This is a genomic window from Streptococcus hepaticus (genome assembly GCF_043656315.1).
Lineage (GTDB): Bacteria > Bacillota > Bacilli > Lactobacillales > Streptococcaceae > Streptococcus > Streptococcus hepaticus.
The window spans coordinates 65,862-91,710 of record NZ_JBINIY010000006.1 but is presented as its reverse complement, the minus strand read 5'-3'; the positions used below and the strand labels follow the sequence as shown (position 1 = coordinate 91,710).

Annotated in this window: 25 protein-coding genes; 22 read left to right on the top strand and 3 right to left on the bottom strand. The window is 42.4% G+C overall.

Features of this window, described 5'->3' with window-relative positions; genetic code table 11:
* From atpA to ACHUFA_RS06605, 13 genes are all read left to right on the top strand, one after another.
* The gene (gene atpA, locus ACHUFA_RS06665; RefSeq protein WP_222348036.1) at window positions 1-1,506 is read left to right on the top strand and encodes a F0F1 ATP synthase subunit alpha; all 1,506 of its coding nucleotides are present in this window, start codon (window positions 1-3) and stop codon (window positions 1,504-1,506) included.
* Window positions 1,507-1,519: 13 nt separating this feature from the next.
* Entirely contained in the window at window positions 1,520-2,398 is an 879-nt protein-coding gene (locus tag ACHUFA_RS06660; RefSeq protein WP_394405256.1) for a F0F1 ATP synthase subunit gamma, read from the top strand.
* 52 nt (window positions 2,399-2,450) lie between these two features.
* Complete coding sequence (gene atpD, locus ACHUFA_RS06655; protein WP_222348040.1) at window positions 2,451-3,857, top strand: F0F1 ATP synthase subunit beta; 1,407 nt, start codon at window positions 2,451-2,453, stop codon at window positions 3,855-3,857.
* A 9-nt stretch (window positions 3,858-3,866) separates the two neighbouring features.
* Window positions 3,867-4,283, top strand: a complete 417-nt coding sequence (locus ACHUFA_RS06650) for a F0F1 ATP synthase subunit epsilon (protein ID WP_222348042.1) — start codon at window positions 3,867-3,869, stop codon at window positions 4,281-4,283.
* Window positions 4,284-4,464: 181 nt separating this feature from the next.
* Entirely contained in the window at window positions 4,465-4,698 is a 234-nt protein-coding gene (locus tag ACHUFA_RS06645) for a DUF1146 family protein (protein WP_222348044.1), read from the top strand.
* 24 nt (window positions 4,699-4,722) lie between these two features.
* On the top strand, window positions 4,723-6,006 hold the full coding sequence (murA, locus tag ACHUFA_RS06640; protein WP_394405255.1) for a UDP-N-acetylglucosamine 1-carboxyvinyltransferase: 1,284 nt from the start codon (window positions 4,723-4,725) through the stop codon (window positions 6,004-6,006).
* Window positions 5,999-6,190, top strand: a complete 192-nt coding sequence (locus ACHUFA_RS06635; protein WP_222348048.1) for a DNA-directed RNA polymerase subunit beta — start codon at window positions 5,999-6,001, stop codon at window positions 6,188-6,190. Before murA ends, ACHUFA_RS06635 begins: the two co-directional genes overlap by 8 nt.
* Window positions 6,191-6,223: 33 nt before the next feature.
* Window positions 6,224-7,072, top strand: a complete 849-nt coding sequence (locus tag ACHUFA_RS06630; RefSeq protein ID WP_222348050.1) for a DNA/RNA non-specific endonuclease — start codon at window positions 6,224-6,226, stop codon at window positions 7,070-7,072.
* Complete coding sequence (locus tag ACHUFA_RS06625; RefSeq protein WP_222348052.1) at window positions 7,065-7,547, top strand: GNAT family N-acetyltransferase; 483 nt, start codon at window positions 7,065-7,067, stop codon at window positions 7,545-7,547. Before ACHUFA_RS06630 ends, ACHUFA_RS06625 begins: the two co-directional genes overlap by 8 nt.
* Before the next feature lie 239 nt (window positions 7,548-7,786).
* A complete protein-coding gene (gene pheS / locus ACHUFA_RS06620) occupies window positions 7,787-8,830 on the top strand; it encodes a phenylalanine--tRNA ligase subunit alpha (protein WP_222348054.1) in 1,044 nt (347 codons plus the stop codon).
* A 31-nt stretch (window positions 8,831-8,861) separates the two neighbouring features.
* A complete protein-coding gene (locus tag ACHUFA_RS06615; protein WP_222348063.1) occupies window positions 8,862-9,338 on the top strand; it encodes a GNAT family N-acetyltransferase in 477 nt (158 codons plus the stop codon).
* 10 nt (window positions 9,339-9,348) lie between these two features.
* Window positions 9,349-11,748 (top strand): phenylalanine--tRNA ligase subunit beta, encoded by a 2,400-nt coding sequence (pheT, locus tag ACHUFA_RS06610; protein WP_222348064.1) that lies wholly within the window; start codon window positions 9,349-9,351, stop codon window positions 11,746-11,748.
* A 305-nt stretch (window positions 11,749-12,053) separates the two neighbouring features.
* Window positions 12,054-13,169, top strand: coding sequence for a hypothetical protein (locus ACHUFA_RS06605; RefSeq protein ID WP_394405254.1), 1,116 nt, complete (start codon window positions 12,054-12,056; stop codon window positions 13,167-13,169).
* Window positions 13,170-13,300: 131 nt separating this feature from the next.
* Here ACHUFA_RS06605 and ACHUFA_RS06600 read toward each other — a convergent pair whose 3' ends face one another.
* The 3 genes from ACHUFA_RS06600 to ACHUFA_RS06590 all read right to left on the bottom strand — a co-directional run bounded on the left by ACHUFA_RS06600 (window position 13,301) and on the right by ACHUFA_RS06590 (window position 15,513).
* Complete coding sequence (locus ACHUFA_RS06600) at window positions 13,301-13,606, bottom strand: hypothetical protein (protein ID WP_222348069.1); 306 nt, start codon at window positions 13,604-13,606, stop codon at window positions 13,301-13,303.
* A gap of 249 nt (window positions 13,607-13,855) precedes the next feature.
* The gene (locus tag ACHUFA_RS06595) at window positions 13,856-15,025 is read right to left on the bottom strand and encodes a cobalamin-independent methionine synthase II family protein (protein WP_394405253.1); all 1,170 of its coding nucleotides are present in this window, start codon (window positions 15,023-15,025) and stop codon (window positions 13,856-13,858) included.
* 317 nt (window positions 15,026-15,342) lie between these two features.
* On the bottom strand, window positions 15,343-15,513 hold the full coding sequence (locus ACHUFA_RS06590) for a DUF3042 family protein (protein ID WP_222348079.1): 171 nt from the start codon (window positions 15,511-15,513) through the stop codon (window positions 15,343-15,345).
* Window positions 15,514-15,646: 133 nt separating this feature from the next.
* Between ACHUFA_RS06590 and miaA the strand changes: the two genes are divergently transcribed.
* The 9 genes from miaA (at window position 15,647) to metA (ending at window position 25,846) form a co-directional block, all read left to right on the top strand.
* The gene (miaA, locus tag ACHUFA_RS06585; protein WP_394405252.1) at window positions 15,647-16,531 is read left to right on the top strand and encodes a tRNA (adenosine(37)-N6)-dimethylallyltransferase MiaA; all 885 of its coding nucleotides are present in this window, start codon (window positions 15,647-15,649) and stop codon (window positions 16,529-16,531) included.
* Window positions 16,524-17,774, top strand: a complete 1,251-nt coding sequence (hflX, locus tag ACHUFA_RS06580) for a GTPase HflX (RefSeq protein WP_222348090.1) — start codon at window positions 16,524-16,526, stop codon at window positions 17,772-17,774. The genes miaA and hflX overlap by 8 nt, the downstream gene beginning before the upstream one ends.
* Window positions 17,758-18,387 (top strand): cystathionine beta-lyase, encoded by a 630-nt coding sequence (locus ACHUFA_RS06575; protein ID WP_394405251.1) that lies wholly within the window; start codon window positions 17,758-17,760, stop codon window positions 18,385-18,387. The genes hflX and ACHUFA_RS06575 overlap by 17 nt, the downstream gene beginning before the upstream one ends.
* Before the next feature lie 15 nt (window positions 18,388-18,402).
* On the top strand, window positions 18,403-19,332 hold the full coding sequence (gene rnz / locus ACHUFA_RS06570; RefSeq protein WP_394405250.1) for a ribonuclease Z: 930 nt from the start codon (window positions 18,403-18,405) through the stop codon (window positions 19,330-19,332).
* Window positions 19,329-20,084 (top strand): SDR family NAD(P)-dependent oxidoreductase, encoded by a 756-nt coding sequence (locus ACHUFA_RS06565; RefSeq protein ID WP_222348096.1) that lies wholly within the window; start codon window positions 19,329-19,331, stop codon window positions 20,082-20,084. The genes rnz and ACHUFA_RS06565 overlap by 4 nt, the downstream gene beginning before the upstream one ends.
* A gap of 283 nt (window positions 20,085-20,367) precedes the next feature.
* Window positions 20,368-21,915: a cardiolipin synthase gene (cls, locus tag ACHUFA_RS06560; protein ID WP_394405249.1), complete on the top strand. Its 1,548-nt coding sequence runs from the start codon at window positions 20,368-20,370 to the stop codon at window positions 21,913-21,915.
* Window positions 21,916-21,995: 80 nt separating this feature from the next.
* Window positions 21,996-24,215 (top strand): single-stranded-DNA-specific exonuclease RecJ, encoded by a 2,220-nt coding sequence (gene recJ / locus ACHUFA_RS06555; RefSeq protein ID WP_394405248.1) that lies wholly within the window; start codon window positions 21,996-21,998, stop codon window positions 24,213-24,215.
* 75 nt (window positions 24,216-24,290) lie between these two features.
* On the top strand, window positions 24,291-24,809 hold the full coding sequence (locus ACHUFA_RS06550) for an adenine phosphoribosyltransferase (RefSeq protein ID WP_222348108.1): 519 nt from the start codon (window positions 24,291-24,293) through the stop codon (window positions 24,807-24,809).
* 95 nt (window positions 24,810-24,904) lie between these two features.
* A complete protein-coding gene (gene metA / locus ACHUFA_RS06545; protein ID WP_222348110.1) occupies window positions 24,905-25,846 on the top strand; it encodes a homoserine O-acetyltransferase MetA in 942 nt (313 codons plus the stop codon).
* Window positions 25,847-25,849: the final 3 nt, after the last annotated feature.

Here is a 25,849-nt window from a genome sequence, read left to right as displayed (position 1 = left end):
TTGGTGATTAATGCACAAGAAATAAGCGCTTTACTAAAAAAACAAATTGAAGATTATCAGCCTGATTTCGACTACACAGAAACAGGTGTTGTAACCTATATTGGTGATGGGATTGCTCGTGCCCATGGTCTTGATAATGCCATGAGTGGTGAGCTTCTTGTTTTTGATAATGCCACAATCGGTATGGCTCAAAACTTGGAGTCAAACGATGTCGGTATCATTATCCTTGGTGAATTTACAGATATCCGTGAGGGTTCTATTGTCCGCCGTACAGGGAAAATCATGGAAGTTCCAGTCGGAAATGCTCTGATTGGACGCGTTATTGACCCGCTTGGACAACCTGTCGATGGTCTTGGAGAAATCCGTACGACGAAGACACGTCCGATTGAAGCGCCAGCTCCTGGTGTTATGCAACGGAAGTCTGTTAACCAACCTTTGCAAACAGGTCTTAAGGCTATTGATGCCTTGGTACCAATTGGTCGTGGACAACGTGAGTTGATTATTGGTGACCGTCAAACAGGTAAAACATCTGTAGCCATTGATGCGATTCTCAACCAAAAAGATCAAGATATGATTTGTATCTACGTGGCGATTGGTCAAAAAGAATCAACTGTCCGTACACAGGTTGAAACCTTGCGCCAATACGGGGCCTTAGATTATACAATTGTTGTGACTGCCTCAGCTTCACAGCCTTCTCCATTGCTTTTTTTGGCACCTTATGCCGGTGTTGCGATGGCAGAAGAGTTTATGTATGAAGGTAAGCATGTCTTGATTGTCTATGATGATTTGTCAAAACAAGCTGTGGCTTATCGTGAATTGTCTCTCTTGCTTCGTCGTCCACCAGGTCGTGAAGCCTATCCAGGGGATGTATTCTACCTTCACAGCCGTTTGCTTGAGCGTTCAGCTAAGGTTTCTGATGAATTAGGTGGAGGGTCTATTACAGCTCTGCCATTTATCGAAACGCAAGCAGGAGACATCTCAGCCTATATCGCAACCAACGTTATCTCTATCACAGATGGACAAATCTTCCTCAAAGATGACTTGTTCAACTCAGGGATCCGTCCAGCCATTGATGCAGGTTCTTCTGTATCGCGGGTTGGTGGTTCAGCGCAAATCAAGGCTATGAAAAAAGTCGCGGGGACTCTCCGTATTGACTTGGCATCCTTCCGTGAACTAGAAGCTTTTACGCAATTTGGTTCAGATTTGGATGCAGCAACTCAGGCAAAATTGAACCGTGGTCGCCGTACAGTAGAAGTGTTGAAGCAACCACTTCACAAGCCATTGCCTGTTGAAAAACAAGTTTTGATCCTGTATGCCTTGACTCATGGCTTCCTTGACTCAGTACCAATTGCAGATGTTTTGCCATTTGAGCAAGAACTCTATGCTTACTTTGACATGCATCACAATGATTTATTGGATACAATTCGAGTGACAAAAGACTTGCCAGAAGAGAGTTTGTTGGATGCTGCTATCCAAGAATTCAAAGACCAGTCTATTTTCAAGTAAGGGAGTGTGAGGAATGGCAGGTTCTCTAAACGAAATTAAAAATAAAATCGCATCAACAAAGAAAACCAGTCAAATCACCGGTGCCATGCAGATGGTTTCTGCTGCAAAATTAGCTAAGTCTGAACAGGCTGCTAAGTCTTTTCAGATTTATGCGGATAAGGTGCGGAATATCACAACAGATTTGCTTCGTGCAGAATTGATGAAAGGGTCAACCAATCCGATGTTGATTCGTCGCGAAGAGATTAAGAAGACAGGCTACATTGTCATTACTTCAGATAGTGGACTCAAGGGCGCTTATAATTCAACCATTTTGAAGGCAGTTATGGGGATGATTGATCAGGACCATACGAGTAAAGATGAGTTTGAAATTATTGCTATCGGTGGTATGGGAGCTGATTTCTTCAAGAATCGTGGTATGACACCAATCTTTGAACTACGTGGGATTGCGGACAATCCGAACTTTGAAGAAGTGCAAAAAATCATTTACAAGTCTGTTGAGATGTATAAAAATGAGATTTTTGACGAGTTATATGTGTGTTACAATCACCATGTCAATAGCTTGACCAGTCAAGTTCGTGTCCAGCAGATGTTGCCAATCGAGGATTTGGACCACAATGAAGCGGATGGTTACACAGCCAGCTTTGAATTGGAACCAAGTCGTAGTGCTATTCTGGATCAGCTTTTGCCACAGTACGCAGAATCAATGATTTACGGTGCGCTTCTTGATGCGAAAACGGCTGAAAGTGCGGCAGGTATGACCGCCATGCAGACGGCCACTGATAATGCAAAAAATGTTATTTCTGATTTGACAATCCAGTACAACCGAGCTCGTCAAGCAGCCATTACGCAAGAAATTACGGAAATTGTTGCCGGAGCTTCGGCCTTGGAATAGAAATGACCAACTAGGATAATTTCTAGTTACTTATCTTATGAAGGGAGAATAGATGAGTTCAGGCAAAATTACTCAGGTAGTTGGACCTGTCGTAGACGTTGCATTTGCAGCCGAAGACAAGTTACCTGAGATTAACAATGCACTTGTCGTTTACAAAAACGATGAATCAAAACAAAAAGTTGTTCTTGAAGTTGCGCTAGAACTTGGTGACGGTGTTGTGCGCACCATTGCCATGGAATCAACAGATGGATTGACTCGTGGAATGGAAGTATTGGACACAGGTCGTCCAATCTCAGTTCCTGTTGGTAAAGACACTCTAGGACGTGTCTTCAATGTCTTAGGTGATACTATTGACTTGGAAGAACCATTTGCAGAAGACGCTGAACGTGAGCCAATTCATAAAAAAGCTCCAACCTTCGATGAACTGTCAACATCAACTGAAATCTTGGAAACAGGTATCAAAGTTATTGACTTGCTTGCCCCTTACTTAAAAGGTGGTAAGGTCGGTCTCTTTGGTGGTGCCGGGGTTGGTAAAACCGTTCTTATCCAAGAATTGATTCACAACATTGCCCAAGAACACGGTGGTATCTCTGTATTTACTGGTGTTGGGGAGCGTACTCGTGAAGGTAATGACCTTTACTGGGAAATGAAAGAATCAGGTGTTATCGAAAAAACAGCCATGGTCTTCGGTCAGATGAATGAGCCACCTGGAGCACGTATGCGTGTTGCTTTGACTGGTTTGACAATTGCCGAATACTTCCGTGATGTAGAAGGACAAGACGTGCTTCTTTTCATCGACAATATCTTCCGTTTCACGCAAGCAGGTTCTGAAGTATCAGCCCTTCTTGGTCGTATGCCGTCAGCCGTTGGTTACCAACCAACCTTGGCGACTGAAATGGGTCAATTGCAAGAGCGTATCACATCAACGAAAAAAGGTTCTGTTACCTCTATCCAAGCGATCTACGTGCCAGCCGATGACTATACTGACCCAGCGCCAGCTACAGCCTTCGCTCACTTGGATTCAACCACTAACTTGGAACGTAAGTTGACGCAACTTGGTATCTATCCAGCCGTTGACCCACTTGCTTCAAGTTCACGTGCCTTGGCACCTGAGATTGTTGGAGAAGAGCACTATGCGGTCGCTATGGAAGTTAAACGTGTCTTGCAACGTTACCAAGAATTACAAGATATCATTGCCATCCTTGGTATGGACGAATTGTCTGATGATGAAAAGACCTTGGTAGGACGTGCTCGTCGTATTCAGTTCTTCTTGTCACAAAACTTCAACGTTGCTGAGACCTTCACTGGTCAACCAGGTTCTTACGTGCCAGTAGCGGAAACAATTCGTGGCTTCAAGGAAATTCTTGATGGTAAACATGATACAGTTCCAGAAGATGCCTTCCGTATGGTAGGTGGTATTGAGGATGTTCTTGAAAAAGCTTCTAAGATGAAGTTTTAGAGGTGTACTATGGCTGAAATGACAGTACAAATTGTAACACCAGATGGCATTCGTTATGATCACCACGCATCCTTCCTACTTTGCAAAACGCAAGAAGGAGAGTTGGGGATTCTTCCAGGACATATTAACATGGTGGCTGTGCTTGCTATTGATGAAATTAAAGTGCGTCGAATTGATGACGAAAACCACGTGGACTGGATTGCGGTGAATGGCGGGATTTTGGAAGTTGCAAATGACCGTGTTACCATTATTTCTGACTCAGCTGAGCGCGCTCGAGATATTGATGTCAGCCGTGCCGAACGTGCCAAACTACGTGCTGAACGTGCGATGGAAGAAGCGCAAAAAGCACAAAATATTGATATGGAACGCCGTGCAGCTGTTGCCTTGCAACGTGCCATTAACCGGATCCGTGTTGGAACAAAATAAATAAAAAAAGGTCTAGTGGACCTTTTTTTCGTGAGTCAAAAAATAAGAAAGTGAGCTACGGTTCGGTGGACCTCTTTTCGTGTACCCAAAGGCAGGAAACTGAGCCGATAGACCAGTTGTTGAGACGCTTTTTCTGTGTCAAAATGGGGCGACTTGTCTAAATTTTTGGTATAATACTTTTATGATTGCAAATATTTTGAGATTGTTGAGTCATTTGTTGTTTATCTATCTGGCTCATGATTTGTTGGCAACTGTCGTAGACTGGTCAAGAATTCTACGAGGGACAGCAGAAAATAAAATGAAAATTCAGTTCCTGCTCTTGTTTATGGCTATTGGTTTAGGCTATTTGGTGTCAACATTCTTTCTAGACCTGTTGGCTATCAGCCGTTCCTTGGCACTAGCAGCAACCAATTAATAGAGATGAAATGAGGAAGAAAATTTGGATTCGATTATTGTAAAAGGTGGCGATAATCGCCTGGTCGGTGAAGTGACAATTGAAGGAGCAAAAAATGCAGTTTTGCCACTCTTAGCTGCGACCATTTTAGCTGATCAAGGGCAGACTGTTTTGACCAATGTCCCTATCCTATCAGATGTATTTACCATGAACAATGTGGTGCGTGGTTTGGATATTGCCGTTGACTTTGACGAGGAAAAGAATACCGTCCGTATCGATGCAAGTGGAGAAATCGGCAGTAAAGCACCTTATAAGTATGTCAATCAAATGCGGGCTTCAATCGTGGTTCTAGGTCCTATTTTAGCGCGAAATGGTCACGCTATTGTTTCCATGCCAGGTGGTTGTACTATCGGTAGTCGTCCGATTGATCTTCACCTTAAAGGTTTGGAAGCTATGGGAGCGACCATTACCCAAAAGGCTGGGAATATTGAAGCTCGTGCTGAAAAGCTGAAGGGAGCTACTATTTACATGGACTTCCCAAGCGTAGGAGCCACGCAGAATCTCATGATGGCAGCGACCTTGGCAGAAGGTACGACTGTTATTGAAAATGCTGCGCGTGAGCCTGAAATCGTAGATTTGGCGATTTTGCTTAATAAAATGGGGGCTGATGTCAAAGGCGCAGGTACCGAAACACTGACTATTAAAGGGGTAGATAAACTCCACGGAGCAGAGCACCAAGTGGTGCAAGATCGTATTGAAGCTGGAACCTTCATGGTCGCTGCAGCGATGACAGGTGGTAATGTTTTGGTCAAGGATGCGGTTTGGGAGCACAATCGTCCTCTTATTTCCAAAATGATGGAAATGGGTGTCTCCGTGACGGAAGAAGATGCAGGAATTCGTGTCCAATCAGAGGTGTCTAAACTGAAGCCGGTAACGGTTAAAACCTTACCACATCCTGGGTTCCCAACGGATATGCAGGCTCAATTTACAGCGTTGATGGCAGTTGCTAAAGGCGAGTCAACCATGGTGGAGACCGTCTTTGAGAATCGCTTCCAACATTTGGAAGAAATGCGTCGGATGGATGTGCACTCAGAAATCATACGCGATACAGCCATCATTACAGGTGGAAATCCTTTGCAAGGCGCAAAAGTCATGTCAACAGACCTTCGTGCGAGTGCGGCCTTGATTTTGACAGGTTTGGTTGCAGAAGGTGAGACCTTGGTTGGCAAATTAACACATTTGGACCGTGGATACTACAAATTCCACGAGAAATTAGCAGCCCTTGGTGCTGACATTGCGCGTGTGGACAGTGAGGACTACGATGGATAAGGAAAATTTGACCTATATCGGAAAACAGTTGTTGTTTATTTTGGTCATTGTCATTTTAGGTTTGATTCTCTTTGCTGCTGGAATGATGATTGGCTATGCAGTGATTGGTGATGGTAGCAATCCGTGGGCAATCTTGCACCCAGATAAATGGCAGGAAATTATTAGCAAATTTACAGGAAAGTAGTAGGGCAACCTACTCTTTTCATTAGGAAACAGGATGAAAAATAAAAAAATAAAGAAACAGTCAGCCAGCTGGATGAGTATTCTAGTAGCAATTATTGCAGTTGCAGGCTCTTATCTCTATAAAGAAATCGGTCCAAGTCAGTCAGGTTTATCTGGTCAAGCGACTTACTTGGTAAACCAGTCTAGGGCTAATCAGTCTGTTCCCTCAGAGGAATTGGCTTCAAGTGTTCTATTGGATAGTGTAACTACATCACTGGGAGCGGACTTGAAGTGGAATGGTGCGGGGGCTTATCTGGTAAATGGGAATAAAACAACATTGGATGCATCTGTATCGAGTGCGCCTTATGCGAATACCAAAACCAAAGAAGTCAATGGCGAAATTCTTCCGACAGTGGCGAATGCACTCTTGACCAAAGCTACTCGTCAATACCAAGACCGAAATGCAACTGGAAATGGTTCTACTTCATGGACGCCAGTTGGTTGGCATCAGGTACATGATTTGGCGGGAGAATACGACCATGCGGTGGACCGTGGACATTTATTAGGCTATGCGATTACAGGTGGCTTAAAGGGCTTTGATGCATCTGCTAGTAATCCTAAAAATATAGCTACTCAAACGGCCTGGTCCAATCAAGCAGATGATTCCTATTCGACAGGACAAAATTACTATGAAACTTTAATCCGTCGTGCGCTGGATAAGAACAAAAAAGTCCGTTATCGCGTGACGCTCATTTATGCAACAGACTATGACTTGGTAGCAGTAGGACGCCAGTTGGAGGCAAAATCTTCTGATGGTAGTTTAGAATTCAATGTTTTTGTGCCCAATGTTCAGTCAGGACTTAGTTTGAATTATACTACTGGAGAGGTGACGGTCAATGATTAAGGACAATCAAGTCCGCCTTCGTCCTTATCAAGCTGGTGAAGACTTGCTCTTTGCCCTGCCTTGGTATCAGGATGTGGAGATGGTTTATTTGGTGGACGGCGTTAAAGAAGCCTATACAGAAGAAAAATTGCTGCGCATGTACCATTATCTAGCCAATCATGGTCAACTCTACTTTATTGAAATTGTAGAAAATGGCCATTGGAGAGCGATTGGTGATGTGACTCTGAGTGAGGAAGACCTGCCTATTGTGATTGGGGAAGCTGCTTATCGTGGTCAAGGTTTGGGAAGTCAGGTTCTGGCTTTGATGATTGAGGAAGCGCAAGCTAAGGGCTGGACAGAACTCCATGTTCGTGAGATTTACGACTATAACTTAGCTTCCAAAAAATGCTTTGAAGCCTATGGCTTTGTCCCAGAGAAAAAGACGGAAAAGGGTTGGTCTTATCGGCTTAAACTGTCTAATTTTCTTGCAAAATAGTGGAAAATTTGCTAGAATAAGTAGTAATTGAATAGAAGTCTGTGAGACTAGTAACCTTGTGGAACTCTTGTAGGGAATGCTGACCGTGACTGGAAGTCAGCTAGAGGAAAGCCTGGCCAATTCACTCACCAAAGGACTTAGAATTGAGATTTACTTAGGTAAATGAAAACGGATGGTACCGCGTGTCAACGCTCCGCTATGGAGGGACACGTGTTTTTGTTTGCACAAATGGAGGAATTATGGATTTACAAACACAATTAGAAGAGTTGAAAACATCAACTCTGGTACAGTTGAAAGAGATGACAGGCAATCACAGCAAGGAATTGCAAGACTTGCGCGTGGCTGTTTTGGGTAAAAAAGGCTCCTTGACAGATCTTCTCAAGGGACTTAAAGACTTGTCAAATGACTTGAAACCAATCGTCGGAAAACAGGTCAATGAAGTGCGTGATATTTTGACATCTGCCTTTGAAGAGCAGGTGAAGATTGTAGAAGCAGCGAAAATTCAAGCCCAATTAGAATCAGAATCAATCGATGTAACCTTGCCAGGTCGTGCTGTCAAAATAGGTTATCGTCATGTATTGACACAGACATCTGAAGAAATTGAAGACATTTTCTTAGGCATGGGCTTCCAGATTGTGGATGGTTTTGAGGTTGAAAAAGATTACTACAACTTTGAGCGTATGAATTTGCCAAAAGATCACCCAGCCCGTGATATGCAGGATACCTTCTATATCACGGAAGAAATCCTCATGCGTACACACACGAGTCCTGTACAGGCTCGTACCATGGACCAGCATGATTTTTCAAAAGGTGCCCTTAAGATGATTTCTCCGGGCCGTGTCTTCCGTCGTGATACGGACGATGCAACTCACAGCCACCAATTCCACCAAATCGAAGGTTTGGTTGTTGGGAAAAATGTTTCTATGGGTGACCTCAAGGGAACGCTTGAAATGATTATTAAGAAAATGTTTGGTGAAGAGCGTCAGATTCGTCTTCGGCCATCTTATTTCCCATTCACAGAGCCTTCTGTTGAGGTAGACGTTTCTTGCTTCAAGTGTGGTGGTGATGGCTGTAACGTATGCAAAAAGACAGGCTGGATTGAGATTTTGGGTGCCGGTATGGTTCACCCACGTGTGCTTGAAATGTCTGGTGTTGATGCAACACAATATTCAGGTTTTGCTTTTGGTTTAGGACAAGAACGGATTGCCATGTTGCGCTACGGAATCAATGACATCCGTGGTTTCTACCAAGGGGATGTCCGTTTCTCAGAGCAGTTTAAATAGTATAGGCTGATAGAGCTAGATAGGACAAAATATGGTTAGAACAATTGGAATTCGGAAAGCCTACGAGACAGAGTTTGCACGGTGCAGTGCTGAGAAGGAAAGCTATTTGACAGGACTGGGTCTCTCAGAAGCAGCAACCAATGCCTATATGGGACAAATCTTTCACTTGCCAAGTCAAGAAAGTCCTGAATTTACAGTTATGTTATTGAATAATGAACTAGCAGGCTGCATGTTCTTGCCAGATTCTGAGGGGTCTGTATTGGCTATTCAACATTTCTTGGTCTTTACAGAAGCTAGAAATCAAGGATTAGAACAATTCTATCTAGACTATGCAGTAGAAGAAGCGAGAGAGCTGGGGAAAGAGTGGTTGGCTTTCAAAGTGCTATCCAAGGATTCTTACTTGCTTCAACTAGCACTTGCGACTGGATTTGAGATTCATGCTGATAGAGAAATTGAAACTCAGTCAGGACAAATTGGCTTAGAATTGGAACTGAGAAAAAAAGTATAAAGAGGAAATTATGTTAGTATCTTATAAATGGTTAAAAGAATTAGTAGACTTTGATGCGACTAGTCACGACTTATCAGAAAAAATGTCTACAACTGGTATCGAAGTGGAAGGCGTTGAACAAATCAGTGCAGGCCTTTCAAAACTGGTTGTCGGAGAAGTGCTTTCAACAGAAGCTATTCCAGAAACGCATCTCAATATCTGTCAGGTAAATGTTGGTGACGAGACAACGCAGATTGTCTGCGGTGCACCTAATGTCAAACCTGGTATCAAGGTGATTGTGGCGCTGCCAGGTGCACGTATTGCGGGCAACCACAAAATTAAAAAAGGTAAAATCCGTGGCGTTGAGTCATTGGGGATGATTTGTTCGTTAGCTGAAATTGGCGTTTCTGACTCAGTTGTGCCAAAAGAGTATGCGGATGGTATTTATTACTTGCCTGAAAATGCAGTGGTAGGTGAGCCTATTTTCCCATATTTAGACTTGGATGATGAGATTATCGAATTGTCTATTACGCCAAACCGTGCGGATGCCTTATCTATGCGTGGTGTGGCCCATGAAGTCGCAGCAATCTACGATAGCAAGCCACATTTTCCAAGCTACAATTTGGTGGAAGTGGACAAAAAGGCTAGTGATGTGATTGAAGTAGCTATTGATTCTGACCGTGTAGTAACTTATCAGGCGCGCGTGCTAGAAAATGTAACAGTAGCACCAAGTCCACAGTGGTTGCAAAATCTGCTCATGAATGCTGGAATCCGCCCTATCAATAATGTGGTGGACGTGACCAACTATATTTTGCTTTACTTTGGTCAACCTATGCATGCCTTTGATTTGAATAAATTTGAAGATAAGAAAATTGTTGCACGTCAAGCTAAGGCAGCTGAAACATTAGTGACCTTGGATGATGTGGAACGTGAATTGACAGAAGAAGACATCGTCATCACTGTTGCTGACAAACCAGTTGCTCTTGGTGGTGTCATGGGTGGTGCTTCAACAGAAATCGACAATCACTCAACCAGTGTTGTCCTAGAAGCAGCCCTCTTTAACGGAAAATCAATTCGTAAAACTTCTGGTCGCCTTAACTTGCGTTCAGAATCTTCATCTCGTTTTGAAAAAGGTATCAATGTGGCGGACCTTGCCTTGGCTCTGGATACAGCAGCGGCTATGATTGCTGAATTGGCTGGCGGTCAAGTCTTGGCAGGTAGCCTAGTCGCTGGTCAAGTGGACACAGCAGCCCTTCCAGTTACTGCTCAAGTAGACTATGTCAACCGTTCATTGGGAACAAGTTTGACTTATGCTGAAATTGCTGACATCTTCCGTCGTTTGGGCATGGAAATTTCTGGTGACGATACTATCTTCACTGTTCAAGTGCCTCGTCGCCGTTGGGATATTACCATTCCAGCTGACTTGGTGGAAGAAATTGCACGGATCTATGGCTACAACAATCTGCCAACAACGCTTCCACAAGAAGATGGCACTGCAGGTGAATTGACAGTCAGCCAAAAACTTCGCCGTCAAGTACGTAGCTTGGCAGAAGGTGCTGGCTTGACAGAAATTATTTCCTACGCTTTGACGACACCTGAAAAAGCAGTTGAATTTGCAGTTCATCCGACGACAGTCACAGAACTCATGTGGCCAATGACAGTAGACCGCTCAGCTCTCCGTCAAAACATGGTGTCAGGAATGTTGGAAACGGTGGCCTACAATGTAGCCCGTAAGAATAAAAACTTGGCTTTCTATGAAATCGGAAAAGTCTTTGAACAGTCTGGTAATCTAAAAGAAGACCTGCCACAAGAAATCAGTAAATTTGCCCTTGTCTTGACTGGCTTAGTAGCAGAAAAAGACTTCCAAACGGTAGCAGTGCCAGTTGATTTCTTCCATGCTAAGGGGATTGTAGAAAGTCTGTTGGCTAAATATGGTTTGACAGCTGAATTCCGTGCGACTAGTCAAGTTGCAGCCCTCCACCCAGGTCGTACAGCAGCCATTTATTTGGGTGAAGACTTGCTTGGTTTTGTTGGACAAGTGCATCCACAGACAGCCAAAGATTATGCGATCCCAGAAACTTACGTCGCAGAACTCAACTTGGATGTCATCGAAGCATCCTTGCAAGCAGCGCAGCCATTTACCGAAATCAGTAAATTCCCAGCTGTTAGCCGTGATATTGCCCTCTTGGTCAAAGCGGATATCAAGCACCAAGACATCTTGGAAGCTATTGAGAAGAGCAATGTAAAACGCTTGACGGATGTGACTCTCTTTGACGTCTATGCTGGTGCCAATATTGAAGCTGGCTACAAGTCAATGGCCTATAGTTTAACTTTCCAAAATCCACTTGACAGCCTGACAGACGAAGAAGTGGCAAACTACATGGATAAAATTAGCAAATCCCTTCTTGAATTAGGAGCTGAGATTCGTTAAGGATAAATAAAACAAGTTTCTGTATGGAAACTTGTTTTATTTTATAAAAAATGATTAAATATTTAAAAAATCCTTAAATTAAGAGATAAAAGAAACAACTTGTATGATAGAATAATTCTTGTCTTACTGGAACTGCAGTTAAAGAGGACAACATTTAACTATTGCTTTAACAAGATATTCCACTAAGTGCACTGGGTGAAATGGATGATCTGTTGACGAAAGGAAAGATCGTGATTTCCAAAAATAGAATAATGACATTCGCTGTCCTAGCCCTTGCTTCAGTCAGTCTAAGCTAGTCTTTTGCGGTGAAAGCTTCTGACTATGATTGTGAAGATCCATACGGTACGAATATTGAAGGTGAGGCCTACGCACTACTGGTATTCGAAAATTTACATGACCGTAACTCGGCATTTTCACAATTAAAAAATCGTGGTGGAGATGTTTACAAAAACATATTTGGAGTACAGATTTCTGTTCTGAAGCCGCGTGATAAAGAACGTTTATTTTATCCTTCTGAAGAAAAAGTAGATCCTTTAGCGCATACATATGGAGCGAAAAGTAGATTCACTTCAAGTGTTAAACTTGTAGAAACTTCGGGAAAAGATGATATTCGTTTATTGATTTCAAAAGGTTATATGCCTACGCTAGAAGAAATTGAATCAAAATTGGAATATGTTCATCCAAAAACTGGAGAGAAAGAACAAACAACTTTATCTGTCCCTGCTGCGCTTCAAGTGATTGACCCAGAAGAGTGTGATGCACTTTATGAGTTTGACTTGGCAAATGGGAAAAAATTAACATTAGCAGTTGAAGGTGATAGCCCAGCTTACTTCAATTATAAGCATGCGGTTCTTCATGTTAATGTAGGTACGAAACTTGATTTGCGTCAAAATTTAACAGGTATCGACTATGCATTTGATAAGAATTTGATGGACGTTTTAGAAGTGATTGTAGAAGAAAACTTCAATACCAATCATGCAGGGACTTATCATTATTTTTACAAAACAGTCAGTCGCTACCGCGATATGGAGCTGATTTCTAAATTCTTTACTGTAGTGGTTCATGAAGAGTCTGAGCATTATCCAGTAACTCAATTGGAAAGTCAATTTTACACAGAATCTCCAACTTATGAGGAATTGAATAAAAAACGGACTTACCATGTCGATATTGAGAACAAACAGGAAATTGCTCTTCCGACAGCAGAGGGTCAAAATCCAATTATGGACGAAGAATATATTTTTGTAAAAGGTGTAGATAATGGTTATTCAATTACCTATTATTACCAAAAAGCACCGAGAGAGGCTTACTTGACGAATGATCAAATTTTAGGATATGATCCTAAAATGGGATTGTATAACAATGTCTATTCTACAGAAAATGGAAAATTTGATGTCAGTGATTCACTGCATCCAGAGAAATAAATAAAGAGAACTTGAGACTTTTGTCTCAGGTTCTTTGACTTTTTATAGAGATTAGAGCCTAACGCAGTAGTTAGGAGAGTGAAATAGTCTGGGAAGAGACTGTTTCAGCCAGCACTCGTACACTCACTTTTCTATAGGATAAACTCTTCAACCATGATTTTTTCTCGGTCGCCGTATTTTTCTAGGACTTCTTTGCTTAGTTGGTCATAGAGTGGTCGGAGTTGGTCGATTTTTTCGGGAAATTCTTGCCCAATATAGTCGAACTTACATTCAATAGTGATAAACAGTTCATGAAAAAGAGAGTTCATTTCTTGCAGGCGTGCAATCAAGGTGCTATCTTCTTTCATAAATTCGGGGATGGTTTCTTTGGTAAGGAAGAAGCCGTTCCGTTCTTTGACGGGAAATGTCCCATACTCCAAGCAAAATTCGTAAACCATAGTTGACCTCACTTTCTTGACTTCATTGTAACAAAATAAGGAGAAAACCCCAAGGAAATAGTTTTAAGTTCTCTTTAAACGGTAAGGTGGTAATTGTTAAATAGAAACCTCCTCTATCATAGGATAGGGGAGGTTGTGCAGTGGTTGACTGAAAGCTCTTCTAGAGGTGAAGTCGATCACTCTAGTCAGCTGTGCGGGGATGAGACGTTAAAATCGATTTCTGAGAAATCACGATTGTTGTCTCATTCCCTATTTCCAGAATTTAGCTGCGATGTCTTGTCCTTGTTTGATTTTTGCCCATTGTTGTGGGATGGCCAATTCATTTCCTGAGTCACATGAGGCAAAGCCACATTGATGTGAGAGGAGGAGGCGTTCTTTTGGCAGGATATGGCTGGCTTGTTCTAGCAAGCTGAGGACACGTTCTTCGTCATCCAAGTCAGTTGTTTTTGATGAGAGAAGTCCCAATACTACTTCGGCCTCCTTGTCTTTTAAGACTTCCAAGGCTTTAATATCGCCTGCACGTTCATCATCCCATTCGAGGAAGAAACGGTCGTAGTGTTGGTCTGCCAAAAATTTCTTGGCAATCGCTTCATAAGTTCCCCCAGCAGCATGTCGACTTTCGTAGTTTCCGCGGCAGTTATGCGTCCAAACTTTTAGGCCGATAGAATGAGCGTAATCAATCACTTCGTTATTAATGGCAATGAATTCATCTGCTAATTGTTCTAGGCTAGTGATTTGTTCTTGACCTGAGTTACCACCAGCAACATCAAAGAAGTTGACTGGTTGAGATTCGTCAAAAAGCTCCCAAAGACAGTCGTCAAATTGAACAATTTTACCACCAATTTCTTTGTACTCAGCCAAAAATTCCTTGTAAGCATTGATAAGGCCAGCTTTTAAGTCAGCGTTTGTCTTGTAGACTTGGTCTTCCCCAGCAAGTCTATCAAAGATAGCCAGTTCAGTATAGGCATGAGCAGGTCCCCAAATGGTTTGTTTGGTATCTTGACCATCCGCTTCGGCAACGACTTGCTTGTAAATGTCGAGGAAGTGGTGGTTTTTACCAGAAAGGGGAGCAGTGATACGGATACCGATATCCTTTCGTGTCTCATAGTAACTACCGTCATGATCCTTAAATGTGTAACCATGGTCAGCAATGTAGCGTTCAATTCCTTGTAGACCCCAAACGAAGTCAAGGTGCCACATAGAGCGACCAAATTCACCATCCGTCAAGATGTCAATGCCATTTGCTTTTTGGTCTGCAACAGATTGCTTGATGTCAGCAGTTTCTGTTTCTTGATAGCCTGGAAGTGCGTCGTAGAAAGGATATTGGATATCGTCGCGGTGCTCTATTTCTGTTTTAAATTCACGAAGATTTGCAGGACGTAACAATGAGCCAACTAATTGAAATTTTGATTTTGTCATAATGTTTTACCTCTTTACTTGATGAAACTATCATACACTAGGAAATCCCATTTGAAAAATAGTTAAAAACGGGCAAAAGACATAGGTGAAGACTATAACAGACAAAAAAGAAAATGAATCCAAAACTATTTAGGATGAGATGGGGCCTTATTTTAGAAGTAACTATGTTATTTCATAGACATCGGTGCAATAGATTTTTAAACGGATAATTTTATCATATTTCAAAAGGTTTGTTTATAGAGAAAAAGAAAAAAGATTGAAGAAGTAGCCCTCAGATAGGACATTTCTTCAATCTGCATTAGCCATTAGGCTGTTTTTTAGTGTGCTACACGTTTGCGAGCTGCTTTTTTACGATTTTCTTCGATGAATGCTTCTTTCTTTTCTTCTGGTTCAATGATAGTTTTTTGAACTGCGAAAGCTGCACCTGCTACAGCAGCAACAGTAGCTACAACACCTGTGAAGAAACCTTTACCAAAACTCTTAGCCATATTAGACCTCTTTTCTCTTTAGTGGAGTGCGATAACCGATCGATACAAGTTTTAGCTCGGTCTTTGGCATGCACTCAGTGACTTATGTTATAATAATCTTAGCGAAAAAATCAGAAATTTTCAAGGAAAAAAGATGAAAACAAAGATAATTGTGGTCTTGGGGCCAACAGCTGTGGGCAAGACTGTTTTAGGGATTGAACTTGCTAGGAAATACAATGGAGAAATCATCAGTGGGGATAGCCAGCAGGTTTACCGTAAGCTGGATATCGGGACAGCAAAGGCTAGCCCAGAGGAGCAGGCGGCAGCGGTTCATCATTTGTTAGATGTACGTGAGGTGACCCAAAGCTATTCAGCCTTTGATTTTGTGCAGGAGGCTTCAGATTTGATTGCAGACATTGCCAGTCGAGGAAAACTTCCTATTATTGTGGGAGGAACGGGGCTTTATTTGCAGTCTTTACTGGAAGGCTATCACTTGGGCGGAGACATTGACCAGGAGGCGGTCTTGGATTATCGGTCGGAGCTGGAGTCTTTGTCAGATGAGACTTTGTTTCAAATGGCAGAGCTGGAAAATTTGGACATTCCTCAACTCAATCGCCGCCGTGCCATTCGTGGTTTGGAATTAAAGAAATTTGGCAAAGATTTGGAAAATCAAGAACCGTCTTATGAGGCGCTTTTGGTAAGTTTATCAGATGACCGTCAGCTGCTCTACAATCGTATCAATGAGCGTGTGGATAAGATGATGGACATGGGATTATTGGACGAAGCTAAGTGGCTTTATGAAACCTATCCTAACTGTCAGGCGGCTATGGGAATTGGCTACAAGGAACTCTTTCCCTATTTTTCAGGTCAGCAATCTTTGGAGGAAGCCCTTGAAAAACTCAAACAAAACACGCGCAGATTTGCCAAGCGCCAGCTGACTTGGTTCCGTAATCGGATGAAAGTAGACTTTTACCAAGTGTCGGAAGCTGGCAGTCAAGGTCGAATTTTAGCAGATGTAGAAAGATTTTTACATGATTGAAACAAAAAAAGAACAAGAACGCGCCCTCTTAGTTGGGGTGGAATTGCAGCAGACGGAAAATTTTGTCATGTCCATGGAGGAGTTGGCTAGTCTGACTAAGACGGCTGGGGCAGAAGTTGTCGGAAGCTACACTCAGAAACGGGAAAAGTATGACAGTAAGACCTTTGTCGGCTCAGGAAAGTTAGAAGAAATCGCTGAAATTGTTGAAGCAGAAGAAGTGGACACCGTCATCGTCAACAATCGCTTGACGCCTCGTCAAAATACCAATTTGGAAAGCATTTTGGGTGTTAAGGTGATCGACCGGATGCAGTTGATTCTGGATATTTTTGCTATGCGAGCGCGGAGCCATGAGGGGAAATTGCAGGTTCATCTGGCCCAGCTCAAATACATGTTGCCACGTTTGGTTGGACAGGGAATTATGCTCAGTCGTCAGGCAGGAGGAATTGGTTCTCGTGGTCCTGGTGAAAGTCAGCTGGAACTCAATCGCCGTAGTATTCGGAACCAGATTCATGACATCGAGCGTCAGCTGAAAGTGGTGGAGAAAAATCGATCTACGGTGCGCGAACGTCGGCTGCAGTCTGGTGTTTTCAAGATCGGCTTGATTGGCTATACCAACGCCGGTAAATCAACCATTATGAATGCCATGACTGACAAGACTCAGTACGAGGCTGACGAACTTTTTGCGACGCTGGATGCGACAACTAAGCAAATCACCTTGTCAGATACTTTCCAAGTGACCTTGACGGATACGGTTGGTTTCATCCAAGACTTACCGACGGAGCTTATTTCAGCCTTCAAGTCTACTTTGGAAGAATCCATGAATGTGGACCTCTTGCTCCATGTGATTGATGCCAGCGACCCTAATCATGCCGAAGAAGAGGCGGTTGTACTGGATATTCTCAAAGATTTGGATATGCTGGATATTCCGAGGTTGGCAGTTTACAACAAGCTGGACAAGACAGATGATAGTTTTACACCGAGTCAATTTCCGCATGTCATGATTTCGGCCAAGGATGAAAAGGCTAAGGCGCACATTCAGATGATGGTTCTAGCAAAAATCAAGACCATGTTTGAACGGTTTGACCTGCGTGTGCCCTTGGCTCAATCTTATCGTTTACATGAATTAGGAAAAATTGCTCTCATTGATAAAAGGGAATATGAGGAAGATGTCGAAGTTATCTCAGGTTATATTTCCCCAGATAATAAATGGAAGTTGGAAGAATTTTATGACGGATTATCTTGATTTAGCTCTAAAATACGGTGGATTTACCAGTCTTGACAAGGTTTATTTGGAAAAGAAATTGGCTTCCATGTCAGACCAAGAGAAGCTGGATTTTATTACACCGCCTCCTTCTGTTATCAATGCCTACTTTGCAGAGCTTTATCAAAAGAAGGCACCTCAGGCTGCAACGGATTATTATTTTGACTTGTCACAGGCACTTAAGCTGTTTGACTCAGCTCCATCTTTTGAGGAAAACAAGCCCTTTATCCGCTTGAATTTATCTGGAAAATCTTTTGGTTTTGCCTATGTGTCAGACAAGGAAGTTGCCCAAGTTTTTGCGGAAGCGGACTTCCAAGTAACGTCAGACTTGCTCTTTGATCTTGCCCAGATTTTTCCTCAGTATGGTATTTTTGCGGAAAATGGTCAGATTTTTATGCAAAAATTGACAGTTGATTCAGAATTTGAAACGGTAGAACAGACACAGTTTTTACTGACTGAGATTGGTCAGAATGCGGACTACGTCAAGATTTCTGGTTTCAATCAAGAAGAAGTGGAACTGGCAGGTCAAGATTTTCCTGGTCAGAAATTCTATGCTTGGTCAGGTCGCTCTGCCATTCTTTATAAAAAAAAATAGAAAGTTAAGATAGTCATGTATTTACAATTTTTAGGAACCAGTGCGGGGCAACCTTCAAAGTCTCGCAATGTTTCCAGTCTTGCCCTGAAACTGTTGGATGAGCTCAATGAAATTTGGCTCTTTGATTGCGGAGAAGGGACTCAACACCAGATTTTGGAGACGACTATTCGTCCTCGAAAAGTGAGCAAGATTTTCATTACGCACTTGCACGGAGATCATATTTTTGGTCTACCAGGTTTTTTGTCCAGCCGTTCTTTTCAAAGTAATGATGAGCAGACGGATTTGAAAATTTATGGTCCAGTTGGGATTCAGAATTTTGTTCTGTCTACCCTTAAGGCGTCTGGTTCACGCTTGCCTTACAAGATTTTCTTCCATGAATTTGACCGAGATAACTTAGGATTGATGTTTGAAAATGATAAGTTTAAGGTCTATGCGGAAGAGTTGGACCATACCATTTTCTGTGTGGGTTACCGTGTCATTCAGAAAGATTTGGATGGTGTCTTGGATGCGGAAGCGCTCAAGGCAGCAGGCGTTCCATTTGGTCCGCTTTTTGGAAAAGTGAAGAACGGTCAGGATATTGTCTTGGAAGATGGAACAGAAATCAAGGCGAGCGACTTTTTATCGGCTCCGCGCCCAGGTAAGGTTGTGACCATTCTAGGAGATACTCGCAAGTGTCATGCTAGTGTTCGTCTGGCAGTTAATGCGGATATTTTGGTGCACGAGTCTACTTATGGCAAAGGAGATGAGCGGATTGCACGCAAGCATGGACACTCAACCAACATGGAGGCTGCGCGTGTGGCCAGTGATGCTGGAGTCAAACGTCTCTTGCTCAATCACATCAGTCCTCGTTTTTTATCACGTGATATCAGTCAGCTTCGCCGTGATGCAGCGACTATTTTCGAAAATGTGTCCATTGTCAAAGATTTAGAAGAGGTTGAAGTATGAGAAAAATCTTGATAACAGGTGCTTCTGGTGGTATTGCTCAAGAAATTGTTAAACTCTTGCCAGATGATTTTTTGATTTTGCTGGGACGTGATATGCAAAAATTAGACCAGCTATATGCCTATCATGAAAATAAAGCTGTTTTTTCACTGGACATTCGAGATGAAGCCGCTGTGGCAGGGCTATTGGCTCATATTTATCAAGAGTATGGGCAACTGGATATTCTTATTAATAATGCTGGCTATGCCATTTACAATGATTTTGAAAACTTTACGGCACAAGAAGTGGAAGATATGTTTGCTGTGAATGCTTTTGCAACCATGACATTTTGTCGTCAGGTTGGCAAGCGGATGAAGGCCATTCGTGCAGGGCATATTATCAATATTGTCAGCATGTCCGGCTTGGTTGCCTCTGCTAAGTCATCTGTATATTCAGCGACCAAGTTTGCCCTGATTGGCTTTTCAAACACCATTCGTCTGGAATTGGCAGCCTATAATGTGGCTGTAACGACTGTCAATCCTGGTCCTGTTGCTACCCACTTTTTTGACCTTGCAGATCCAGATGGTTCTTACCAAGAAAGTGTTAAAGCCTTCACCATGCAACCGCAAGTTGTTGCTAAAAAGATTGTTAAGGCCATGAAAACACGGAAACGTGAGCTCAATATGCCTTTTTCACTGGCAGCAACAGCCAAGTTTTATAGTCTATTTCCAGGTATAGCTGACTTTCTTGCTCGAACTTTTTTTAACTTTAAATAATGATAGGACTCTTAGAAAAATTCTAGGAGTTTTTTGCTATTGCTTGATTTTGTCCTAAAGGTAAGAGTAGAGAAAGAGTGACACTGTGATTTAATTGTTTATCTTCTTTATCGGGGTGTAGAAGGAAATGGTAGAAGGAAATGAAAGAAGAAATTATTTTTGGAAAGTCTTGCATGACATCAGTTATGTTCCTTACTTTAGGAGAATCAGGGGTACTTTTCTTTACTAGAATTTATGCTCAAAATCTGCTATAATAGTCAAAAATTATCTTAAGGGAGATGTTATGAGAAAGCTTTGGCGCTTGGTGTATAGTCGTACTTTTATTGTGTTTATTCTCTTATCTGTCACTATCTATGCCATTCTTTGGGCGGTTTCATTTGCTGCGACAGCAGTGCCTTGGGTGGTGGTGCTGCTCCAGATTTTCTCCATTATTATTGGTATTCATATTATCAATCGTCCTATGAATGCTAGTTTTAAACTAGCTTGGATGATTTTTGTCATGGGGGTTCCTATCTTTGGTGCGCTTTTTTACTTCATTCTCCAGTCCAATATTGAAACCCGTCGTTATAGGAAAAACTTTTTGGCACAGGCAAAAAAATTGCGAGAGTATGGGCACACTTCTAAAAAGATTTTGCATCGTCTTGAGAAGGAAGATAAGGACCAACTTAAATTAGCACATTATATGAATCAGCATGTTGGCTATGCCTTGCATAGCAACACCGATGCCGTCTATTTTTCATCTGGGGAAGCCAAGTTTGAGGCGCTATTGACAGAGCTTCGTAAGGCTGAAAAATACATTTTTATGGAATATTTCATTGTAGATTTTGGCTACATGTGGGATGAGATTTTGGAGATTTTGAAGGAAAAAGCTGCGCAAGGAGTGGAAGTCCGTTTCATGTATGATGGCATGAATTCCCTCACCCTGCTACCATATAATTACTATAGGACTTTGCAGTCTTATGGGATTAAGGCCAAGGTTTTTTCTCAGATTATTCCCGCTCTTTCAACTGTACAAAACAATCGTGACCACCGTAAAATTGCTGTTATTGACGGGAAAGTTGCCTTTACAGGTGGCGTCAATATTGCAGATGAGTACATCAATAAAAAAGAACGTTTTGGTTATTGGAAGGATGCGGCTATCATGGTCAAGGGAGAAGCTGTTGCTAACTTTACGCTCATGTTCTTGCAGATGTGGAATTTCAATGAGAAATCGGAGAACGAGGATTTTCATTACTTGGAAGAGCATATTGAGTTGGAAAAAGAAACGGTGGAGACGGATTCCTTCTTCCTACCTTACGGAGAGAATCCTTTTGACGGTGACGATGTGGCTAAACGAGTCTACCTAGATATGATTCAGTCGGCAACGGACTACATTTATATCATGACCCCTTATCTAGTCTTAGATGATGAGATGTTGGATAATCTGACCTATGCGGCCAAGCGTGGGGTAGAGGTTAAGATTCTCCTGCCACATATTTATGACAAGCAGACAGCTTATCTGGCGGCGCGGACTAATTTTGATACTTATTTAGCAGCGGGAATTCAGATTTACGAATACACACCCGGCTTTGTTCATTCCAAGGTTGTTCTAGTAGATGGGACTAAGGCCTGCGTTGGTACGGTCAATATGGACTTCCGTAGCTTCTACCTAAACTTTGAATGTGGTGTTTATCTCTACAACCACAAGCAGGTTGCAGCGGATATCTTATTAGATTTCCAAGAATCATTTGAAAAATCACAAGCCGTTACCCTCTTTGACTTCCGATCAAACTATCCATGGTATAAGCGCGTGGCAGGTTCTGTCCTAGCTATGTTTGCACCTTTATTTTAAGAAGAAGACGACTGTCGTAAGGCAGCCGTTTTCCTTTTCAGTATGGTATAATGGGAATGTTTGAAAAAAGGAGTCAAAGAGTGATTAGTTCGAATTATGACTGGCAGTTGGTGACAGATACTGCTGATGAGACATTTATTAAGGCAGCTAAAAAAGAAGGCTTAGACAAGCTAGCTGCCAATCTTTTATATGAAAGAGGCATTCAGACTGTGGAGGCCTTGCAGGCATTTTTACAGCCAAGTTTGGATGATTTGCATGATCCTTATCTGCTTCATAACATGGACAAGGCAGTGGGACGGATTCGTGCAGCGATTGAAAATTATGAGCAGATTTTGATTTATGGAGACTATGATGCAGACGGTATGACCTCGGCTTCCATTCTTAAGGAAACCTTGGAGGAACTGGGAGCAGAGTGTCAGGTATATTTACCTAATCGCTTCACAGACGGTTACGGTCCTAATGCTTCGGTCTACAAATATTTTATTGAGCAACAGGGTGTCTCGCTCATCGTGACGGTGGACAATGGGGTAGCTGGGAATGAAGCCATTGCCTACGCCCAGTCAGTAGGAGTTGATGTGGTCGTGACAGACCACCATTCTATGCCAGAGATCTTGCCGGAGGCCTATGCCATTGTTCACCCAGAGCATCCTGATGCGGATTACCCTTTTCAACATTTAGCAGGCTGTGGAGTAGCTTTTAAGCTGGCTTGTGCCCTCTTGGAAAATGTACAGGTCGAACTGCTGGATTTGGTCGCTATCGGAACCATTGCGGATATGGTTTCGCTGACAGATGAGAATCGGATTATGGTCAAATATGGTCTTTCTCTTTTGAAACAAAGCGAACGTATTGGTCTGCAAGAGCTCATGAAAATTGCAGGAGTTGATGTGGATACGCTTGATGAGGAAACAGTTGGTTTCCAGCTTGCTCCTCGTCTCAATGCACTTGGGCGTCTAGATGACCCCAATCCAGCTATTGAACTCTTGACAGGTTTTGACGAGGAAGAAGCGCAAGCCATTGCTCTTATGATTGACCAAAAGAATATCGAGCGCAAAGATATTGTTCAGGCTATTTACGATGAAGCCAAGACCATGATAGATCTGTCTAAGCCTGCTCAAGTCTTGGCAAAAGAAGGATGGAATCCTGGTGTGCTGGGCATAGTAGCGGGACGTCTTTTGGAAGAATTGGGGCAGACCGTGGTAGTCCTCAATATCGAAGATGGTAAGGCGAAAGGCTCGGCTCGCTCGGTTGAAGCAATCAATATTTTTGAGGCTTTGAATGACCACCGAGATATTTTTCTTGCCTTTGGTGGACACGCTGGTGCAGCGGGTATGACTCTACCAGTGGAGAATCTGATGGCTTTATCGGATATTCTTTCTCAGTATATCATCGATAACAATTTAGATAAGGCAAGTAAACCCAGTCTGCGTCTGGATGAAGAGCTAGACTTGGAAGACTTGACACTGGACACCCTTAAATCTTTTGATAAGCTAAAACCCTACGGTATGGACTATCCAAAACCAATCTTCTATATCAAGGATTTTCAAGTGGAGTCAGCTCGCACCATGGGACAAAATAATGCCCACCTTAAATTCCGTATCAGCAAAGGAAGTGCGGCTTTTGATGTGGTTGCCTTTGGTAAAGGGAATTTAGCGACTGAATTTTCTCAGGTCAAAGGTATGGAACTTGCAGTCAGTCTCTCTGTCAATCAATGGAATGGTAACACGACCCTTCAGCTTATGCTAGAAGATGCCCGTGTAAATGGTGTTCAGCTTTATAATATTCGTGGGAAAAATGCTGCGCTACCAAAAGGAGTTCCAGTTTTGGACATGAATCAGGATCTGTCTGAACTAATAGAGCAATCTGCTATTGTGATAAACCAGCTTCCTACCGACAAGACAGCTTTAAAGCAAGTTTTTAAAGAACACGATTTCCAAGCAATTTACTTCAAAAACACCATTGACCAGCCTTATTATCTGGACGGTTACGGTAGTCGGGAACAATTTGCTAAGCTCTACAAGACTATTTACCAATTCCCAGAATTTGATGTCCGCTACAAATTAGCTGAATTAAGCCAATACTTGAAAATCAAGAAACCACTTTTGATCAAAATGATTCAAATTTTCCAAGAGCTTGGTTTTGTGACCATAAACGAAGGCGTTATGACGGTCAACAAAGAAGCAGAGAAACGGGAAATTGCTGAAAGTCAGATTTACCAAGACCTCAAAGAAGAAGTCATCTACCAAGAACTCATGGCCTTGGGCACCGTCCAAGAAATCTATGACTGGTTGATGGGAGAATAGCTAGAGAAAATCGTACAATAGGTTTAAAATGTGCTATAATAGACTGTAAAAACTATTTTAAGAAGTGAGAAAAACATGAAACTTGAAGATTATATTGCATCCATTGAGAACTATCCAAAAGAAGGAATTACCTTCCGTGATATCTCACCCTTGATGGCAGACGGAAATGCCTACAGCTACGCTGTTCGTGAAATCGTTCAGTATGCAACAGACAAGAAGATTGACATGATTGTCGGTCCTGAAGCACGCGGATTTATCGTGGGTTGTCCTGTAGCTTTTGAGTTGGGAATTGGCTTTGCTCCAGTTCGTAAACCAGGTAAATTACCACGCGAAGTAATCTCAGCTGACTACGAAAAAGAGTACGGTGTAGATACTTTGACCATGCATGCTGATGCTATCCAACCAGGACAACGTGTCTTGATTGTTGATGACCTTTTGGCAACAGGTGGTACGGTGAAAGCAACCATTGAAATGATCGAACGCCTTGGTGGTGTGGTTGCAGGTTGTGCCTTCTTGATAGAATTGGACGGTCTTGGTGGACGCGAAGCCGTAGGTGACTACGACATGAAAGTATTGATGAATTTCCCAGGCTAGTATAGTTAATAACTATATCTTGTCCTAAAATCTAGCAAATTGAATTGCTAGTCTCACTACTATATACTAGTAATAACTAGAATAGGAGTGAGTGTATGCCAATTAAGATAGATAGAGGATTGCCAGCGGTTGATATTTTACGGACGGAAAATATCTTTGTAATGGATGATAACCGTGCCCAACATCAGGATATTCGCCCGATGAATATCCTCATTCTCAACCTCATGCCTCAGAAAATTGTAACAGAGACCCAGCTTTTGAGACTCTTGGCCAATACCCCTTTGCAGCTGGAAGTTGAATTTCTGCATATGGCAAGTCATCAGTCAAAGAATACTGGTTCAGAGCATTTGGAGACATTTTACAAAACCTTTGCTCAAGTCAAGGACCGTTATTTTGATGGTTTGATTGTGACAGGGGCTCCTGTTGAAAATCTGCCCTTTGAGGAAGTGGATTACTGGTCTGAGTTGAAGCAAGTTTTTGACTGGTCTAAGGATCATGTTTACTCCACCTTGCACATCTGTTGGGGGGCTCAGGCGGGGCTCTATGCCCGTTATGGTATTCAAAAGCAGGGCAAATCGCACAAATTGTCAGGCGTCTACAGCCAGGAAGTAGTCAAGGTAGACAGTCCACTCATGCGTGGTTTTGATGATGAATTTTTAGCACCCCATTCCCGTTATACGGAAGTCTTGGCAGAAGATATTAGGAGATTTCATAATCTAGAAATTCTATCGGATGGTCAAGATGTTGGTCTGTCGATTATTGCTAGTCGAGACATGCGTGAAGTGTATAGCTTTGGACATTTGGAATATGACCGCGATACGCTTCAAAAAGAGTATGAGCGAGATTTGTCTGCTGGGAAAAATCCACGTGTACCCGAGCATTATTTCAAACAGGATGATCCGACAACGAGACCGGCTCTATCTTGGAATTTGGCAGCAGCTCAATTTTTCAATAACTGGATTAACTACGCTGTCTATCAAGAGACACCTTATGATTGGGAAAACTTTGAGCAATCGGCTTTTTCAGCCAGTTTATAAGAG

What these genes read in the sequence shown, in the direction of transcription:
- ACHUFA_RS06615 (WP_222348063.1), top strand. Translation starts at nt 8,862, where the DNA reads ATGGTTAGAACAATTGGAATTCGGAAAGCCTACGAGACAGAGTTTGCA.
- ACHUFA_RS06595 (WP_394405253.1), bottom strand. Translation starts at nt 15,025, where the DNA reads ATGACAAAATCAAAATTTCAATTAGTTGGCTCATTGTTACGTCCTGCA.
- rnz (WP_394405250.1), top strand. Translation starts at nt 18,403, where the DNA reads ATGTATTTACAATTTTTAGGAACCAGTGCGGGGCAACCTTCAAAGTCT.
- hflX (WP_222348090.1), top strand. Translation starts at nt 16,524, where the DNA reads ATGATTGAAACAAAAAAAGAACAAGAACGCGCCCTCTTAGTTGGGGTG.
- metA (WP_222348110.1), top strand. Translation starts at nt 24,905, where the DNA reads ATGCCAATTAAGATAGATAGAGGATTGCCAGCGGTTGATATTTTACGG.
- ACHUFA_RS06575 (WP_394405251.1), top strand. Translation starts at nt 17,758, where the DNA reads ATGACGGATTATCTTGATTTAGCTCTAAAATACGGTGGATTTACCAGT.
- ACHUFA_RS06590 (WP_222348079.1), bottom strand. Translation starts at nt 15,513, where the DNA reads ATGGCTAAGAGTTTTGGTAAAGGTTTCTTCACAGGTGTTGTAGCTACT.
- ACHUFA_RS06625 (WP_222348052.1), top strand. Translation starts at nt 7,065, where the DNA reads ATGATTAAGGACAATCAAGTCCGCCTTCGTCCTTATCAAGCTGGTGAA.
- atpD (WP_222348040.1), top strand. Translation starts at nt 2,451, where the DNA reads ATGAGTTCAGGCAAAATTACTCAGGTAGTTGGACCTGTCGTAGACGTT.
- ACHUFA_RS06630 (WP_222348050.1), top strand. Translation starts at nt 6,224, where the DNA reads ATGAAAAATAAAAAAATAAAGAAACAGTCAGCCAGCTGGATGAGTATT.
- pheT (WP_222348064.1), top strand. Translation starts at nt 9,349, where the DNA reads ATGTTAGTATCTTATAAATGGTTAAAAGAATTAGTAGACTTTGATGCG.
- ACHUFA_RS06645 (WP_222348044.1), top strand. Translation starts at nt 4,465, where the DNA reads ATGATTGCAAATATTTTGAGATTGTTGAGTCATTTGTTGTTTATCTAT.
- ACHUFA_RS06600 (WP_222348069.1), bottom strand. Translation starts at nt 13,606, where the DNA reads ATGGTTTACGAATTTTGCTTGGAGTATGGGACATTTCCCGTCAAAGAA.
- ACHUFA_RS06650 (WP_222348042.1), top strand. Translation starts at nt 3,867, where the DNA reads ATGGCTGAAATGACAGTACAAATTGTAACACCAGATGGCATTCGTTAT.
- pheS (WP_222348054.1), top strand. Translation starts at nt 7,787, where the DNA reads ATGGATTTACAAACACAATTAGAAGAGTTGAAAACATCAACTCTGGTA.
- ACHUFA_RS06660 (WP_394405256.1), top strand. Translation starts at nt 1,520, where the DNA reads ATGGCAGGTTCTCTAAACGAAATTAAAAATAAAATCGCATCAACAAAG.
- ACHUFA_RS06565 (WP_222348096.1), top strand. Translation starts at nt 19,329, where the DNA reads ATGAGAAAAATCTTGATAACAGGTGCTTCTGGTGGTATTGCTCAAGAA.
- miaA (WP_394405252.1), top strand. Translation starts at nt 15,647, where the DNA reads ATGAAAACAAAGATAATTGTGGTCTTGGGGCCAACAGCTGTGGGCAAG.
- ACHUFA_RS06635 (WP_222348048.1), top strand. Translation starts at nt 5,999, where the DNA reads ATGGATAAGGAAAATTTGACCTATATCGGAAAACAGTTGTTGTTTATT.
- cls (WP_394405249.1), top strand. Translation starts at nt 20,368, where the DNA reads ATGAGAAAGCTTTGGCGCTTGGTGTATAGTCGTACTTTTATTGTGTTT.
- ACHUFA_RS06550 (WP_222348108.1), top strand. Translation starts at nt 24,291, where the DNA reads ATGAAACTTGAAGATTATATTGCATCCATTGAGAACTATCCAAAAGAA.